Raw genomic sequence first — 15,420 nt, forward strand, 5'->3', positions numbered from 1 at the left:
AGAAGGTATCGGTGGACATGAAAAGCGATGTCCACCCTACACCTGTTGCCGCCTACCTTGTGTGCTGATCAGGCGAAGTAGGCCAGCTTGACGACGAACAGGGCTGAGAGCACCCACATCGCGGCATTCAGTTCGCGGGCTCGGCCGGACAGCAGCTTGATGCCGGTCCAGGCGATGAAGCCGAAGGCGATGCCGTTGGCGATGGAGAAGGTCAGCGGCATGGCCAGGGCGGCGACCACCACCGGGGCGGCGACGGTCAGGTCGTCCCAGTCGATCTGCGCCAGGCTGCTCATCATCAATACCGCGACGAACAGCAGCGCCGGAGCGGTGGCGTAGGCCGGCACCGAGCCGGCCAGCGGCGCGAAGAACAGGCTGAGCAGAAACAGCGCGGCGACCACGCAGGCGGTCAGGCCGGTACGCCCGCCGGCGCTGATGCCGGCCGCCGATTCGATGTAGCTGGTGGTGGTGCTGGTGCCCAGCGCGGCGCCGGCCATGGTCGCGGTGCTATCGGCCAGCAGGGCACGGCCCAGGCGTGGCATCTTGCCGTCCTTGTCCAGCAGGTCGGCCTTCTGCGCGACGCCCACCAGGGTGCCGGAAGTGTCGAACAGGTCGACGAAGAGGAAGGCGAAGATCACGCTGACCAGTCCGATATCCAGCGCGCCGGCGATATCCAGTTGCAGCAGGGTCGGCATCAGCGACGGCGGCATGGAGATCACGCCCGGCAGCTCGGACAGGCCGAGCGCGATGGACAGGCCGGTGACCAGCAGGATGCCGATCATCACCGCGCCGGTGACCTTGCGATAGGCCAGCGCGGCGATGACGAAGAAGCCCAGGCAGGCCAGCAGTGCGCCGCCCTGGCTCATGTCGCCCAGGCCGACCAGGGTAGCCGGATGATCGACCACGATGCCGGCGTTCTTCAGCGCGATGATCGCCAGGAACAGGCCGATACCCGCGGCGATACCGGCGCGCAGAGCCAGGGGAATGCTGTTGATGATCCACTCGCGGATCTTGAAGATCGACAGCAGGAAGAAGATCGCGCCGGAGAGGAACACCGCGCCCAGGGCGGTCTGCCAGCTGTAGCCCATGGTCATGACCACGGTGTAGGTGAAGAAGGCGTTGAGGCCCATGCCCGGCGCCAGGGCGATCGGGTAGTTGGCCAACAGACCCATCACCAGCGAGCCGATGGCGGCGGCCAGGCAGGTGGCGACGAATACCGCACCATGGTCCATGCCGGTCTCGGCCAGCATGTTGGGGTTGACGAAAAGGATGTAGGCCATGGTCAGGAAGGTGGTGATCCCGGCCAGTACCTCGGTGCGCACCGTAGTGTTGTGGGCTTTGAGTTGGAACAGTCTTTCCAGCATGGTGGCTCCCCGAGGCGCGAGCGCGCCGAAATTGGTCTGCAGAAAGCAAAGCACATTCGTCCGTACGGGCCGGAAAATTGCTCGATCGTGCAAAAGCCGCGCATCATACCAGCAAGGTTTTGCCGGGTGAATTTATGGTCTTTTCGGCCTTTTCATGACCGGGCGGACAGTTTCGCTTTATGCCTGGAGGAGTTGAAAAATGAGCAAGCGAGCACTGATTGCCGTCGCCGATGGCGTCGAGGATCTGGAATGCGTCACCCTGATCGACGTGTTGCGCCGCGCCGATGTGGAGGTGCTGGTGGCGAGCATCGAAGAGCGGCGGATGATCACCTGCGCCCGTGGCACGCGTCTGACAGCCGACGCCATGTTGGTGGACGTGCTGGCCCAGGATTTCGACCTGATCGTCCTGCCCGGTGGCATGCCTGGCGCGCAGCGCCTGGCCGAGTTCGAACCGCTGGCCGAGCGAGTGCGCAGGCAGGCCAAGGCCGGCGAACTGTTCGCCGCCATCTGCGCCGCACCCGCGCTGGCGTTGCAGAATTACGGTGTACTCAGGCAGCGGCGCATGACCTGCTACCCGGCGTTCAGTGATCGTCTCAGTGGTTGCACCTTCGTCGACGAGGCGGTGGTGGTCGACGGCAACTGCATCACCAGCCAGGGCCCGGGAACCGCGCTGGCCTTCGCGCTGACCCTGGTCGAGCATCTGGTCGGGCGTGGCACGCGCAGCGAGGTGGCCAAGGCAATGCTGGTGTAGGGGCCGCGGCGCTGACTTTGTAGCCCGGATGAAGTCCTCGGGCTGGCGATGATCTGCTCCGGATTGCATCCGGGCTACATCTCCTGGCTTTCCTGCTCCAGCAGTTGGCGCTTGCGCTGCAGCCCCCAGCGGTAACCGCTGAGGCTGCCATCGCTGGCCACCACCCGGTGGCACGGCAGCAGCAGGCCGATGGCATTGCTGGCGCAGGCGCGGGCAACCGCGCGGGGGTGACTGTCGAGTTGTCCGGCCAGCTCGGTGTAGCTGCGGGTTTCGCCACGGGGAATGTTCTGTAGCGCCTGCCAGACGCGTTGCTGAAAGGCGGTGCCGCGAATGTCCAGCGGCAGGTGGGCGGCGCGCTCGGGTTCTTCCAGCTGCGCCAGGATCTGCTGCAGCCAGCTGCGCAGGCCTTGCTCGTCTTCTTCGAGTTGGGCGGCGGCAAAGCGTTGCTGCAGCTCTTCGCGCAGAGCCACCGGTTCATCGCCGAACAGCAGCGCGCAAAGGCCTCTGTCGCTGGCGGCCAGCAGCACCTGGCCGAGCGGGCAGGGGGCGATGCTGTAACGCAGGCGCTCGCCGGCCCCGCGCTGGCGGCGTTGCGCGGGCGTCAGGGCCAGCGGCTTTTCATACAGGGCGCGGGTGCCGGAGTAGCCGGCGGCCAGGGCTGCGTCGAGCACGCTGCCCGCCTCGGGTAGGCGGGCTTCCAGGCGTTGGCGTCGTAAAGCCGCGGCCCAGGCATTGGGGGTCATCCCGGTGCGGGTCTTGAAGGCACGAGCCAGGTGCGACGGCGACAGGCCAATGCGTGCGGCCAGTTGCGTCAGCGTCAGGCGCTGTTCGCCGCGCAGTAATTCACAGGCGGCAGCGACCAGCGCGTCGAGTTGTTGTGCCGGGCTCTGGCCTTGTGGCGAGCAGCGCTTGCAGGGGCGAAATCCAGCAGCTTCTGCGCTTTGCGCATCGCCATGAAAACTGACGTTGTCGCGCCGCGGTCGACGCGCCGGGCAGTTCGGTCGGCAATAGATGCCGGTGCTGCGTACCGCGAAGACGAAGCGTCCGTCGAACGCCTCGTCGCGTTCGCAGACCGCCTGCCAGCAACGTTCCTGATCGAGCATGGGACTGCCCCTGCGCTAAGAGTTCTGGTGACGATTGTCGGCTGGCAGCGCTGCTCTGCCAATCCGTATTGCACTTTCAAACCCCTGGCGAGGTCATTGATATGACGGCCTGAGCGCAAATACAGCCCAGCGCCTTTAATGAGGGTAGGCGGGTGCCAATGGAGGTCGCCATGCGTGCAATGCTCGATAGGCCGGAGCAGGAACTGATTCTGGTGGTGGACGATGCGGTGGATGCACGCCAGCGGCTCGGTGCGCTTCTGGTCGATCGCTATCAGGTGCGGCTGGTCGGCAATGAGGAGGCGCTGCAAGCCGCCAGGTCGCGCCCGCAGCCAGACCTGATTCTGCTCAACTGGCAGGACGACTACGCGCTTTGTCGCGAACTCAAACGCGACCCGCAGACCCGCTACATCCCCTTGATTCTGGTTACAGCGAGAAGCGATGCCGCCGACGAGCAGTTGGGCTTCGATCTCGGCGCCGCCGACTACATCACCAAGCCGGTCAGCCCTCCCATCGTACTTGCCCGCGTACGGGCGCAACTGCAGCTCAAGGCCGCCACCGACTATCTGCGCGACAAGAGCGAATATCTGGAGCTGGAGGTCAAACGACGCACGCGCGATATTCAGCGCTTGCAGGACGTCACCATCGAGGCCATGGCCAGTGTCGCGGTGATGCGCGACAACCCGCGCAGCCGTCGCCTGGAGCGGATCGAACGCTACATGATCGGCCTGGCCACCGCCCTGGCGCGGCAGCAGCCGGCCCTGTCCGAGACGCTGAGCGAGGAGCGCATCGCCCAGTTGGGCAAGTCGGCCATGCTGCATGTGATCGACCGGTTGACCCTGCCCGATCGCGTACTGCTCAGCCATGGCGAGCCGGACGAAAGTGACCTGCACCTGCTGAGCGAGGGCGTGATCGCCGGGCGTGAAGCGCTGGAGCGAGCCGAGCGCAAGCTGGGCAGCATCACCGACTTTCTCTCCGACGCCAAGGATATCGTTTACGGCCAGCACGAGCGTTGGGATGGCAAAGGCTATCCGCAGGGCCTGTTCGGTGAGCAGATACCGCTGTCGGCACGGCTGATGGCGCTGGTGGGACATTTCGAAGAACTGACCTGCCAGCATGCCTACCTGACGCCTGTCAGCCCCGAGCAGGCGGTGTCGCAGATCTGCGCGGCCAGCGGCACGCGCTTCGACCCGATGGTGGTGCTGGCCTTCGTCGAAGCGACGCCGGAGTTCCTGCATATCGCCGAAACCCTGGTCGACGACGCCGCTGCGGTCGGCGTCGAGCTGCAGCGCCTGGAAGATTCGCTGGCAGAAAGCATCGAGCTGACCATGCCGCCGGCCACCTGACGCACCGCCGGCTCGTGCAGGGTGAGCTATGCGCACCGCTGCACCGCGTCTGCCGTGCACGACCGATTCGCCCCACGGCACCCTAGTGTCTCGACACGGATGATCTGTCGCTGCCTTGAACCGTGGGAGGGGCTTCAGCCGCGACGCTTTTGGCGCATTCAAAGTCGCTCGCGGCTAAAGCCCCTCCCACGAACGCCGGGCGCTGAACCGATACTCCATGGTTGACGAGACACTAGCGACCTGCGTGGCCATCGCAAGTGTCAATCGACGATCCGCTCCACGTGATGGCAGGCCACCTGCCGCGCATCGATCAGGCGCAGTTCCGGGCGCTCGACACGGCAGCGTTCGTCGGCGTGCGGGCAGCGCTTGTGGAACGCGCAGCCGGAAGGCGGATTCAGCGGATTGGGCAATTCACCGCTGATCTTCATCCTGGGCTTGTCCGGGTCCGGATGGATGGCCGGCGTCGCCGACAGCAGCGCACGGGTGTAGGGATGCAGCGGGCGGCTGTAGAGCAACTCCGATGCGCCCATTTCCGCCGGACGGCCAAGGTACATCACCAGCACGTCGTCGGCGACATGGCGCACCACCGCGAGGTTGTGCGAGATGAACACGTAGCCGGTGTCGAACTCTTCCTGCAGGTCCATGAACAGGTTGAGCACCTGCGCCTGGATCGACACGTCCAGCGCCGAGGTCGGCTCGTCCGCCACCAGTACCTTGGGCTGCAGCATCATGGCGCGGGCCAGGGCGATGCGCTGGCGCTGACCACCGGAGAACATGTGCGGGTAGCGCTGGTAGTGCTCGGGGCGCAGCCCCACCTGCTGCATCATCGCCTGGACCCGCTCGCGGCGTTCGACGCGGGAGAGGTCGGTGTTGATCAGCAGCGGTTCGGCCAGCTGATCGCCGACCTTCTGCCTGGGATTGAGCGAGGCATAGGGGTTCTGGAACACCATCTGCACGTCGCGGCGCAGCTGCTTGCGCTCGGCCTTGCTGGCGCCGGCCACCTCGCGCCCGGCGATCTGCAGGCTGCCGGCGCTGGGCTCTTCGATCAGCGTCAGGGCACGGGCCAGGGTGGACTTGCCGCAGCCGGACTCACCGACCACCGCCAGGGTCCTGCCGGCCTCCAGCGCGAACGACACGCCATTGAGCGCCTGCACCGTTGCCGTTGGCTTGAACAGCCCGCGCGAGACGCTGTAGTGACGGGTCAGCTCATGGGCTTGCAGTACGGTGCTCATCGGGCCACCTCCGCCGTGGGTTGAAGAGGGAAGAAGCAGCGCGCGGCGCCACGCTCGTGTGCGTCCAGCGTCGGGCGTTGCAGGTGGCAGCGCTCCTGCACATACGGGCAGCGGGGGGACAGCAGGCAACCTATCGGGCGGTCGTAGCGACCGGGAACGATGCCGGGCAGGGTGGCCAGGCGGCTGGCGCCTGCGCTGTGTTCGGGAATGGCCTTGAGCAGGGCCTCGGTGTAGGGGTGGCTGGGGGCATCGAACAGGGTCGGTACCTGGCCCAGCTCTACCGCCTGCCCGGCGTACATCACGCAGACGCGCTGAGCGGTTTCGGCGACCACCGCCAGGTCGTGGGTGATCAGTACCAGGGCCATGCCTTCATCGCGCTGCAGGTTCAGCAGCAGCTCCATGATCTGTGCCTGGATGGTCACGTCCAGCGCGGTAGTGGGTTCGTCGGCGATCAGCAGCTTGGGTTCGGCGGCGATTGCCATGGCGATCGCCACCCGCTGACTCATGCCGCCGGAAAGCTGATGCGGGTAGGCATCGAGACGGCTGGCGGCGCCGGGAATCTCCACCCTTTCCAGCAGCTCCAGGGCACGTACGCGCGCTGCCTTGCCCTTCAGGCCGAGGTGCTGGCGCAGCACTTCCTCGATCTGGAAGCCCACGGTGTAGCTGGGGTTCAGGGCGGTCATCGGGTCCTGGAAAACCATGGCCAGGTCCTTGCCGACGATATGCCGTCGCTGGCGGCCTTTGAGGCGCAGCATGTCGGTGCCGTCGAACTGCATGCAGTCGGCCTGAACGATGCCGGGCGCATCGATCAGGCCCATCAGCGCCATCATGGTCACCGATTTGCCGGAGCCGGACTCACCGACGATGGCCAGCACCTCGCCCTTGTCCACGCACAGGTCGAGGCCGTCGACCACCGGCATGGCCGAGCCGAAACGTACGGACAGATTGCGGATATTCAGCAGGCTCATTCCTGGTTCCTCACTGCGCATTCTTGAGTTTCGGATCGAGCGCATCGCGCAAACCGTCGCCTATCAGATTGATGGCCAACACGCTGAGCAGGATGGCCAGACCGGGCAGAGTCACCACCCACCAGGCGCGTTCGATGTAGTCGCGCGCCGAGGCCAGCATGGTGCCCCACTCGGGCGTGGGCGGCTGCACGCCCAGGCCGAGAAAGCCCAGGGCGGCGGCATCGAGAATCGCCGAGGAAAAGCTCAGCGTGGCCTGTACGATCAGCGGCGCCATGCAGTTGGGCAGCACGGTGACGAACATCAGCCGTGGCAGGCCGGCACCGGCCAGTTGCGCAGCGGTGACGTAGTCGCGGTTCAGCTCGCTCATCACCGCCGCGCGGGTCAGGCGCACGTAGGACGGCAGCGAGACGATGGCGATGGCGAAGATGGTGTTGATCAGGCCGGGGCCGAGGATGGCGACGATGGCCACCGCCAGCAGCAGCGACGGCAACGCCAGCATGATGTCCATCAAACGCATGATGCCGGGGCCAAGCAGGCGCGGGAAAAAGCCCGCGGCCAGCCCGAGGAGAATGCCGGGAATCAGCGACAGCACCACCGAGGCCAGGCCGATCACCAGTGACAGGCGTGCACCATGGATCAGCCGCGAGAGCAGGTCGCGGCCCAGTTCGTCGGTGCCGAGCAAAAAGCGCCATTGGCCGCCTTCGAGCCACACCGGAGGCGTGAGCAGAAAGTCGCGGTACTGCTCGCTGGGATCATGTGGCGCGACCCAGGGCGCGAACAAGGCGCAGAACACCATCAGCAGCATGAACGCCAGGCCGGCGAGGGCGCCCTTGTTGTGGCTGAAGGCCTGCCAGAATTCTTTCAGTGGCGAGGGGTAGAGCAGGCTCTGATCGAGCGCGGTGGAGGTGGTCATGGGCGCACCTCGTGTGGGGTGGATGATGTCTTTTTCATCCACCGTGAAGAGGCCGCGGTGTACGGGTGAAGCGTCGTCCAGCCTACGTAGTCTTTATGGTTCTTCATGGCGCCTTCCTTACTTCTGATGGCGAATACGCGGGTTGGCCAGGCCATAGAGGATGTCCACGGTGAAGTTGACCAGGATCACCAGGCAGGCGATCAGCAGGATGCCGTTCTGCACCACCGGGTAGTCGCGCGCGCCGATGGCTTCGATCAGCCATTTGCCGATGCCCGGCCAGGAGAAGATGGTTTCGGTCAGCACCGCACCGGCCAGCAGCGTGCCGACCTGCAGACCGAACACGGTCAGCACCGGGATCAGCGCGTTGCGCAGGCCGTGCACGAATACGACGCGTGTTGGCGACAGGCCCTTGGCCCGCGCGGTGCGGATGTAGTCTTCGCGCAGCACTTCGAGCATCGCCGAGCGGGTCATCCGTGCGATCACTGCCAGCGGGATGGTGCCCAGCACGATGGCCGGCAGAATCAGATGGCGCAGGGCATTGCCGAAGGCGCCAGGCTCGTCGGCAAGCAGGGTGTCGATCAGCATGAAACCGGTGACAGGCGGAATGTCGTAAAGCAGGTCGATACGCCCTGAAACCGGCGTCCAGCCCAGGCTTACCGAAAAAAACATGATCAGCAGCAGGCCCCACCAGAAAATAGGCATGGAGTAGCCGGTCAGGGCAATGCCCATTACCCCGTGATCCAGTGGCGTGCCGCGCTTGAGCGCCGCAATCACCCCGGCGATCAGGCCCAGGGTGCCGGCGAACAGCAAGGCCGCCAGGGCCAGCTCGAGGGTGGCGGGGAACAAGGTGAGGAACTCGCCCCACACGCTTTCGCGCGAGCGCAGCGATTCGCCCAGATTGCCGCTGGCAAGCTGGCCGATATAGTCCAGATACTGCTGGTACAGAGGCTTGTTCAGCCCCAGGCGCTCCATGGCCTGAGCGTGCATTTCCGGGTCGACGCGGCGCTCGCCCATCATGACCTCGACCGGGTCGCCGGGGATCAGGCGAATCAGGGCGAAGGTCAGTAGGGTGACGCCGAAGAAGGTAGGTATCAGCAAGCCCAGACGGCGTGCAATGAAGCTCAGCATGGCGGTGGGTAACTCCTAGTCAGAACGGTATCGAGCCGCCTGGAATTCCGGCGATTCCTTCGCCCATGTTGCAGGTTAGCTGTTCGATCACGACGTGACCCGGGCGTTTGCCCGGGCCGTCGCTCGAGGGCGGGGCGCAACGGGCTGTCAGTCGTTGCTGACACCGCTGAAGCTGTTGCGTCCGAAGGGGCTGATCTCGAAGCCTTTGACGCTGCTGCGCATCGGTTGGTAAACCGTGGAGTGAGCGATCGGTGTGATCGGCACTTCGCGCTTGAGCACCGCCTGAGCCTGCTTATACAGCTCGCTGCGCTCGCTCTGATCAGTCACGCGCTTGGCGGCGACCACCAGCTTGTCGTATTCGGCGTCGCACCACTTGGAGAAGTTGTTGCCGTCTACCGAGGCGCAGCCGTACAGAGTGCCGAGCCAGTTGTCCGGGTCGCCGTTGTCGCCGGTCCAGCCGATCAGCATGGCGTCGTGTTCACCGGCATGGGCGCGCTTGATGTATTCGCCCCATTCGTAGCTGACGATGCGCGCCTTGATACCGATCTTGGCCCAGTCGTTCTGCAGCATCTCGGCCATCAGCCGCGCGTTGGGGTTGTAGGGGCGCTGCACGGGCATGGCCCACAGGGTGATCTCGGTACCTTCCTTGACGCCGGCGGCCTTGAGCAGTTCCTTGGCTTTTTCCGGATCGTAGGCGGCATCCTTGATCGATTCGTCATAGGACCACTGGGTCGGCGGCATGCCGTTCACCGCCAGCTGGCCGGCACCCTGATACACGGCCTCGATGATGGCCGCCTTGTTCACCGCCATGTCCAGCGCCTGGCGGACTTCGCGCTTGTCGAAAGGCGCGCGGGTGACGTTGTAGGCGATGTAGCCGAGGTTGTAGCCCGGTTCGCTCGGCACCTTGAGGTTCTTGTCGGCCTGCAGGCTCTGCAGGTCGGCAGGGCGCGGGTTGAGGGTGACGTGGCATTCGCCGGCGCGCAGCTTCTGGGCGCGCACCGAGGCGTCGGTGTTGATGGAGAAGATCAGGTTGTCGATCTTCACCTGCTCCGGCGCCCAGTACTGGGTGTTGCCCTTGAAGCGGATCACCGCGTCCTTCTGGTAGCGGCTGAACACGAAGGGGCCGGTGCCGACGGGCTTCTGGTTGATCTCCGCGGCCTTGCCGGCCTTGAGCAGCTGGTCGGCGTATTCGGCCGAGTGGATCGCGGCAAAGTTCATCGCCAGGTTCTGCACGAAGGCGGCGTCGACGGCGTTGAGGGTGAAGACAACGGTCATGTCGTCGGTCTTCTCGATCTTGGCGATGTTCTTGTCCAGACCCATGTCGGTGAAGTACGGAAACTCGCTGGGGTAGGCCTGGCGGAACGGGTGGTTGCGATCGAGCATGCGCTGATAGGTGAACAGCACATCGTCGGCGTTGAAGTCGCGAGTCGGCTTGAAGTAATCGGTGGTGTGGAACTTGACCCCTTCACGCAGATGGAAGGTGTAGGTCAGACCGTCTTCGCTGATGTCCCAGGAGGTGGCGAGGGCCGGCTGGGCCTTGGTGCCGCCGCGTTCGAATTCGGCAAGGCGGTTGAAAACGGTTTCCGAGGCGGCGTCGAAGTCGGTGCCGGTGGTGTACTGGCCGGGATCGAAACCACCCGGGCTGCCTTCGGAGCAATACACCAGATTGCTGGCGTGGGCGAACGAAGCACTTGTGAGCAGGCCTGCGGTCAGCAGGGCCTTGCACAGGGGAGACATACGCATGCGAACCTCTTTTTCTTTTTTTGTTCGCGCCTGGGTTCAGCGCGAGCTCGGTATGCGGTGAAGGCGGGTAGCCCAACCGGGTCGAGCTCGAAATTAAGTCATGCTGAAATAGGGGTCAACAAAAATTAAGCAGCACTAACATTGCGCATGTTTGCCCAAAATCGGGGCGAAAATCACTCGTTGACCGGATGATCGTCGAAAAGCGCCATGGTGGTCATGGTCAGCACTTCGGCCGGGGTGTCGGTGATGTTGGCCAGGCGATGCAGCTTGCCAGCATCGAAATGCACCGAATCGCCGGGGCCGAGCGGGTAGTCGCGACCTTCGATGGTGTAGACGATTCGCCCGCTGAGCACGTAGGAAAACTCCACGCCTTCATGGGCAATCAGCTCCGACTGATAGCCCACCGGAATGTTCATCTTCACCGCGTTGATCGAGTTGCCGGGAAACGAGCTGGACAGGCGTTCGTAGGCCAGCAGCTGGCCACCTACGGTGTAGCGCACCCGCTCGTTCACGTGCGAATCCGGCTGCGGTTGGGCGGGCTGGTCGAACAGCACGTTGAGCGGCACGTCGAGCGCCTTGGCGATGCTGGCCAGCGACGATAGCGAGACGCCGGTCAGGTTGCGTTCTGCCTGGGACAGGAAGCTGGCGGTCAGGCCGGCCTCGGCCGCCACCTGATTGAGAGTCTTGCCGGCGGCCCGCCGGTAGCGGCGCAAACGTTCGCCAATGCGATCTGCGGTCATGAAAGTGGCTCGCTATTCGGGTCAGCGGAGTATACCCATGAGCCGCGGGGACTCCAGCCCGATACCGGCGAGCTTTTTAAGTCGGGCTGAAAAAAGCTTTGACCAGAATTTAAGTAGAACTTAAATTTTTGCCACAAGTTGCCCGGCGACGATGTCCGTCATGGGTGCCAGACGAGGATGTGCAGATGACACTGGGAGTCGGCGGCAGTACGCCGGAGCAGGTCTTGGCGCGCCTGCAGAACATGATGGCCGGCGCGGAGCCGATCAGTGCGGCGGAGTACCAGGCACGCATCGCCCGCGCTCAGGCGCTGATGCGCGAGCAGGATATCGCCGCGCTGTTTCTGGCCGCCGGCAGCAATCTGCAGTACTTCACCGGCGTGCAGTGGAATGCCAGCGAGCGCATGGTCGGCGCGATTCTGCCCGCCAGCGGCGCCCTGGAATATCTGGCGCCGGCGTTCGAGGAAGGCACGGTGCGCGACTTTCAGGTGGTGCCCGGCGCGATCAATACCTGGCAGGAGCACGAAAGCCCCTACGCGCTGCTTCTGAACTGCCTGCAACGCCTCGGCGTATCGCCCAATGATGGTGCGTCGCCGAAGGTAGGCCTTTGTTCATCCCTGCCCTTTTTCATGTTCGAAGGCATCCGCCAGCTGACCGGCGGTTATCGCTTCGTCGACGCCGGGTGCATCACCACGGCCTGTCGCCAATGCAAGTCGCCAGCGGAAATCGCGCTGATGCAGCGCGCCAAGGACATGACCCTGGAGGTGCACAAGGCCGCTGCGAGCATCCTCCATGAAGGCATCAGCACCACCGAGGTCGCCGAGTTCATCCGCCAGGCGCACCGCCGCGTCGGTGCGCCTGGCTCGACCTTCTGCATCGTGCTGTTCGGTGCTGCCAGTGCCTTTCCGCATGGGGTCAAGCATGCGCAGCGGCTCAAGGACGGTGACATGGTGCTGATCGACACCGGCTGCAAGGTGCACAGTTACCTGTCGGACATCACCCGCAGCTACGTCTTCGGCACACCCAGCGCGCGTCAGCGCGACTTCTGGAACAAGGAAAAAGCCGCGCAGCAGGCAGCGTTCGAGGCCGCCACCTTGGGGGCGCCCTGTTCGTCGGTCGACGCGGCGGCGCGGCGTAGCCTGGAGGCCGCAGGGCTTGGCCCCGGTTATGCCTTGCCGGGCTTGCCGCACCGTACCGGCCACGGCATCGGCCTGGACATTCACGAGGGGCCTTACCTGGTCGGCGGCGATGACACCCCGCTGGCAGAGGGCATGTGCTTCAGCAACGAGCCGATGATCTGCGTGCCGGGCGAGTTCGGCATCCGTCTCGAGGATCACTTCTACATGACCGCCGACGGCCCGCGCTGGTTTACCCAGCCCAGTCATTCGGTGGATGACCCGTTCGGCTTGAACGCCTGAGCCTGGTTTCGTACACGAGAACGCCCGGCCAATTGGCCGGGCATTTTCGTTCAGGTCGTTAGACCGGATGAAACGGCGGGAGCGCTCCTGGCCGCGAAGGGCTTCGCCACCCTGCCCGCGGACAAGTGCGCTGCTACGAGCGCTGAAGCCCTTTTTCCGTCGTCACTCGATGCTCACGCCATAGAAGGAGTTGATGCCGAACGGGCTGATCTTGAAGTTCTTCACCCGAGTACTCATCGGCTGATACACCGTGGAGTGGGCGATCGGCGTGTTCTGCACGTCGGCCTTGAGCAGGTGCTGCGCCTGCTTGTACAGCGCGGTGCGTTCCTCGCGGTCGTTGATCGTCTTGGCCTTCTTGACCAGCGCATCGAACTCCTTGTTGCACAGACGGCTGTAATTGTTGCCGCCGATGGCGTCGCAGCCGTAGAGCACGCTCAGCCAGTTGTCGGGGTCACCGTTGTCGCCGGTCCAGCCGATCAGCAGGGCGTCATGTTCGCCGGCCTTGGCGCGCTTGTTGTACTCGCCCCACTCGTAGCTGACGATGCGCGCCCTGATGCCGATCTTGGCCCAGTCGGCCTGCAGCATCTCGGCCATCAGCTTGGCGTTGGGGTTGTACGGGCGCTGCACGGGCATGGCCCACAGGGTGATCTCGGTACCTTCCTTCACGCCGGCGGCCTTGAGCAGTTCCCTGGCCTTTTCCGGGTTGTAGGGGGTGTCCTTGATGGTGTCGTCATAGGACCACTGGGTCGGCGGCATACCGTTGACCGCCACCTGGCCGGCGCCCTGGTACACCGCGTCGATGATGGCCTGCTTGTTGACCGCCATGTCCATGGCCTGGCGCACTTCGAGTTGGTCGAACGGCTTGTGCTCGGTGTTGTAGGCCAGGTAGCCAACGTTGAAACCAGCCTGCTCGGGCATCTGCAGCTTGGGATCTTTCTTCAGATTTTCCAGGTCGGCCGGGCGCGGGAATACGCTGACGTGGCATTCACCGGCACGCAGTTTCTGCATGCGCACCGAGGGGTCGGTGTTGATGGCGAAGATCAGGTTGTCGATCTTCACGTCATCCGGGTTCCAGTAGTCCTTGTTGCCCTTGTAACGGATCTGCGCGTCTTTCTGGTAACGGCTGAACACGAACGGGCCGGTGCCGATGGGCTTCTGATTGATGTCGGCGGCCTTGCCGGCCTTGAGCAGTTGGGCGGCGTACTCGGCCGAGTGGATCGAGGCGAAGCTCATGGCCATGTTCTGGATGAAGGCGGCATCGACGGTGTTGAGGGTGAAACGCACTGTGTGCTCGTCGAGCTTCTCGATCCTGGCGATGTTCTGGTCCATGCCCATGTCGGTGAAGTAGGGGAACTCGGTGGGGTACGCCTGGCGGAACGGGTCGTCCTTGTCGAGCATGCGGTTGAAGGTGAACAGCACGTCGTCGGCGTTGAACTCGCGGCTGGGCGTGAAGTACTCGGTGGTGTGGAACTTCACCCCGGGGCGCAGCTTGAAGGTGTAGGTCAGGCCGTCCTCGGAGACCTCCCAGCTCTCGGCCAGACCAGGCTCGACCTGCGTGCCACCTCGCTCGAACTGGGTCAGACGGTTGAAGACGGTTTCTGCCGCGGCGTCGAAATCGGTGCCGGTGGTGTACAGGCCCGGGTCGAAACCGGCGGGGCTGCCCTCGGAACAGAACACCAGGTTGGCGGCGCTGGCGAGGGGGGCGCCGGCAATCAGCCCGGCGGTAAGCAAAGCCTGGAGAATGGCGTTCTTGCGCATCATGACCTCATCGTTGTTGTGGTTGTGATCCTTGAGGAGCCTCGTAAGGAGACCACCACCGAAACTATGCAGGCCTTGTGCCCGGGGCAAGTGCAGCAGCGCGGCGAAAATGGTTAGCGCTACAGCGCTGTAACTAGCTGTCGCATTTATGAACTTTTGCAGGGCATGGATGGCGAAACGCCGTTATCAGCGGATAACGGCGCTGCTTCGTCGCGGGGCTGGATCAGGGCATCTGCACTTCGATGATGCCATCGGCGCTGACCGTGACCTGGCTGGTGCCAGCCTCGATCTGCGGCGTGGGCGCTGCGTCCATCATCGCCATGCCCTTGGCCTCGAAGTTACGCATGGTCACCGGGGGTTGGAAACCGCCGGTATTGAGGCTCAGGCTGACCAGCTTGTAGGTCTTGCCGCCCAGTGCTTCGGTGGCCAGCTGGGCGCGCGCGCTGAAGGCATTGACGGCGTCCTTGAGCATGGCGTCTTCGCGCGTCTTGCGCGTGTCGGTGGCGATGCTGAAGTCCATGCCGGCCATCTTCATCGATTGCAGCAGCTCGCCGGTAAGGGTGGACAGGCGGGCGAAGTCGGCGCTCTCCAGGCGCACCTCGGCGCGCTCGCGCCAGGCGGTGATTTTCTGGCCCTTGTCGTCGTACACCGGATAGCTGTTGCGGCTGCCCAGTTTGACCGACACGCCCTTGACCTGACGAGCCTGCTCCAGGGTCTTGTTGAGGGCAGTGGTGATCTCGGCTGCCAGCTTGGCCGGGTCGGCATTCTGCGATTCGGTATAGAGGGTGACGTGCATCAGGTCGTGTGCCACCTCCTGATTCACCTCGGCGCGCAGGGCGATCTGGTTGTAGCGCGCCTCGTCGGCAAGCAGACCTGTACTGGCCAGGCCGGCGATGGTCAGGGCGAGGATGGAGGCGATACGGGGCATGGTGCGCATGTGCAGTTCCTTTTTCAGTGGCCTTGAT

General features: G+C 64.3%; 13 protein-coding genes. 3 read left to right on the forward strand and 10 right to left on the reverse strand.

All coding sequences use genetic code 11. The annotated features are described in order from the left end of the window. Window positions 1-68: 68 nt before the first annotated feature. Window positions 69-1,361, reverse strand: coding sequence for an NCS2 family permease (locus DXK50_RS12255; RefSeq protein WP_212630520.1), 1,293 nt, complete (start codon window positions 1,359-1,361; stop codon window positions 69-71). A gap of 199 nt (window positions 1,362-1,560) precedes the next feature. On the opposite strand from DXK50_RS12255, the gene DXK50_RS12260 reads away from it, so the two are divergent. Next, complete coding sequence (locus DXK50_RS12260) at window positions 1,561-2,112, forward strand: DJ-1 family glyoxalase III (RefSeq protein ID WP_212630521.1); 552 nt, start codon at window positions 1,561-1,563, stop codon at window positions 2,110-2,112. 74 nt (window positions 2,113-2,186) lie between these two features. On the opposite strand, the gene ada is transcribed toward DXK50_RS12260, so the two are convergent. Then, window positions 2,187-3,215, reverse strand: coding sequence for a bifunctional DNA-binding transcriptional regulator/O6-methylguanine-DNA methyltransferase Ada (gene ada, locus DXK50_RS12265; RefSeq protein ID WP_161864912.1), 1,029 nt, complete (start codon window positions 3,213-3,215; stop codon window positions 2,187-2,189). A gap of 170 nt (window positions 3,216-3,385) precedes the next feature. Here ada and DXK50_RS12270 point away from each other — a divergent pair, with 170 nt between their 5' ends. After that, entirely contained in the window at window positions 3,386-4,558 is a 1,173-nt protein-coding gene (locus DXK50_RS12270) for an HD domain-containing phosphohydrolase (RefSeq protein WP_161864913.1), read from the forward strand. Window positions 4,559-4,818: 260 nt separating this feature from the next. Here the strand turns inward: DXK50_RS12270 and DXK50_RS12275 are convergent, their stop codons facing one another. The 6 genes from DXK50_RS12275 to DXK50_RS12300 all read right to left on the reverse strand — a co-directional run bounded on the left by DXK50_RS12275 (window position 4,819) and on the right by DXK50_RS12300 (window position 11,282). Continuing rightward, on the reverse strand, window positions 4,819-5,790 hold the full coding sequence (locus tag DXK50_RS12275; protein ID WP_212630522.1) for a peptide ABC transporter ATP-binding protein: 972 nt from the start codon (window positions 5,788-5,790) through the stop codon (window positions 4,819-4,821). Then, window positions 5,787-6,758, reverse strand: coding sequence for an ABC transporter ATP-binding protein (locus DXK50_RS12280; RefSeq protein ID WP_212630523.1), 972 nt, complete (start codon window positions 6,756-6,758; stop codon window positions 5,787-5,789). Before DXK50_RS12280 ends, DXK50_RS12275 begins: the two co-directional genes overlap by 4 nt. Before the next feature lie 10 nt (window positions 6,759-6,768). Next, window positions 6,769-7,671: an ABC transporter permease subunit gene (locus DXK50_RS12285; protein ID WP_161864915.1), complete on the reverse strand. Its 903-nt coding sequence runs from the start codon at window positions 7,669-7,671 to the stop codon at window positions 6,769-6,771. Window positions 7,672-7,788: 117 nt separating this feature from the next. Continuing rightward, window positions 7,789-8,799: an ABC transporter permease subunit gene (locus tag DXK50_RS12290; protein WP_161864916.1), complete on the reverse strand. Its 1,011-nt coding sequence runs from the start codon at window positions 8,797-8,799 to the stop codon at window positions 7,789-7,791. Window positions 8,800-8,946: 147 nt separating this feature from the next. Next, window positions 8,947-10,536: an ABC transporter substrate-binding protein gene (locus DXK50_RS12295; protein ID WP_438810692.1), complete on the reverse strand. Its 1,590-nt coding sequence runs from the start codon at window positions 10,534-10,536 to the stop codon at window positions 8,947-8,949. A gap of 179 nt (window positions 10,537-10,715) precedes the next feature. Continuing rightward, window positions 10,716-11,282, reverse strand: coding sequence for a helix-turn-helix domain-containing protein (locus tag DXK50_RS12300; RefSeq protein WP_161864918.1), 567 nt, complete (start codon window positions 11,280-11,282; stop codon window positions 10,716-10,718). Window positions 11,283-11,467: 185 nt separating this feature from the next. Between DXK50_RS12300 and DXK50_RS12305 the strand changes: the two genes are divergently transcribed. Further along, complete coding sequence (locus DXK50_RS12305) at window positions 11,468-12,697, forward strand: M24 family metallopeptidase (RefSeq protein WP_212630524.1); 1,230 nt, start codon at window positions 11,468-11,470, stop codon at window positions 12,695-12,697. Window positions 12,698-12,859: 162 nt separating this feature from the next. Here the strand turns inward: DXK50_RS12305 and DXK50_RS12310 are convergent, their stop codons facing one another. After that, window positions 12,860-14,455: an ABC transporter substrate-binding protein gene (locus DXK50_RS12310; protein ID WP_161865082.1), complete on the reverse strand. Its 1,596-nt coding sequence runs from the start codon at window positions 14,453-14,455 to the stop codon at window positions 12,860-12,862. 223 nt (window positions 14,456-14,678) lie between these two features. Further along, window positions 14,679-15,392, reverse strand: coding sequence for an SIMPL domain-containing protein (locus DXK50_RS12315; RefSeq protein ID WP_212630525.1), 714 nt, complete (start codon window positions 15,390-15,392; stop codon window positions 14,679-14,681). Window positions 15,393-15,420: the final 28 nt, after the last annotated feature.

Source organism: Pseudomonas sp. KB-10, assembly GCF_018221585.1.
In the GTDB taxonomy this organism is placed as follows: domain Bacteria; phylum Pseudomonadota; class Gammaproteobacteria; order Pseudomonadales; family Pseudomonadaceae; genus Aquipseudomonas; species Aquipseudomonas yangonensis.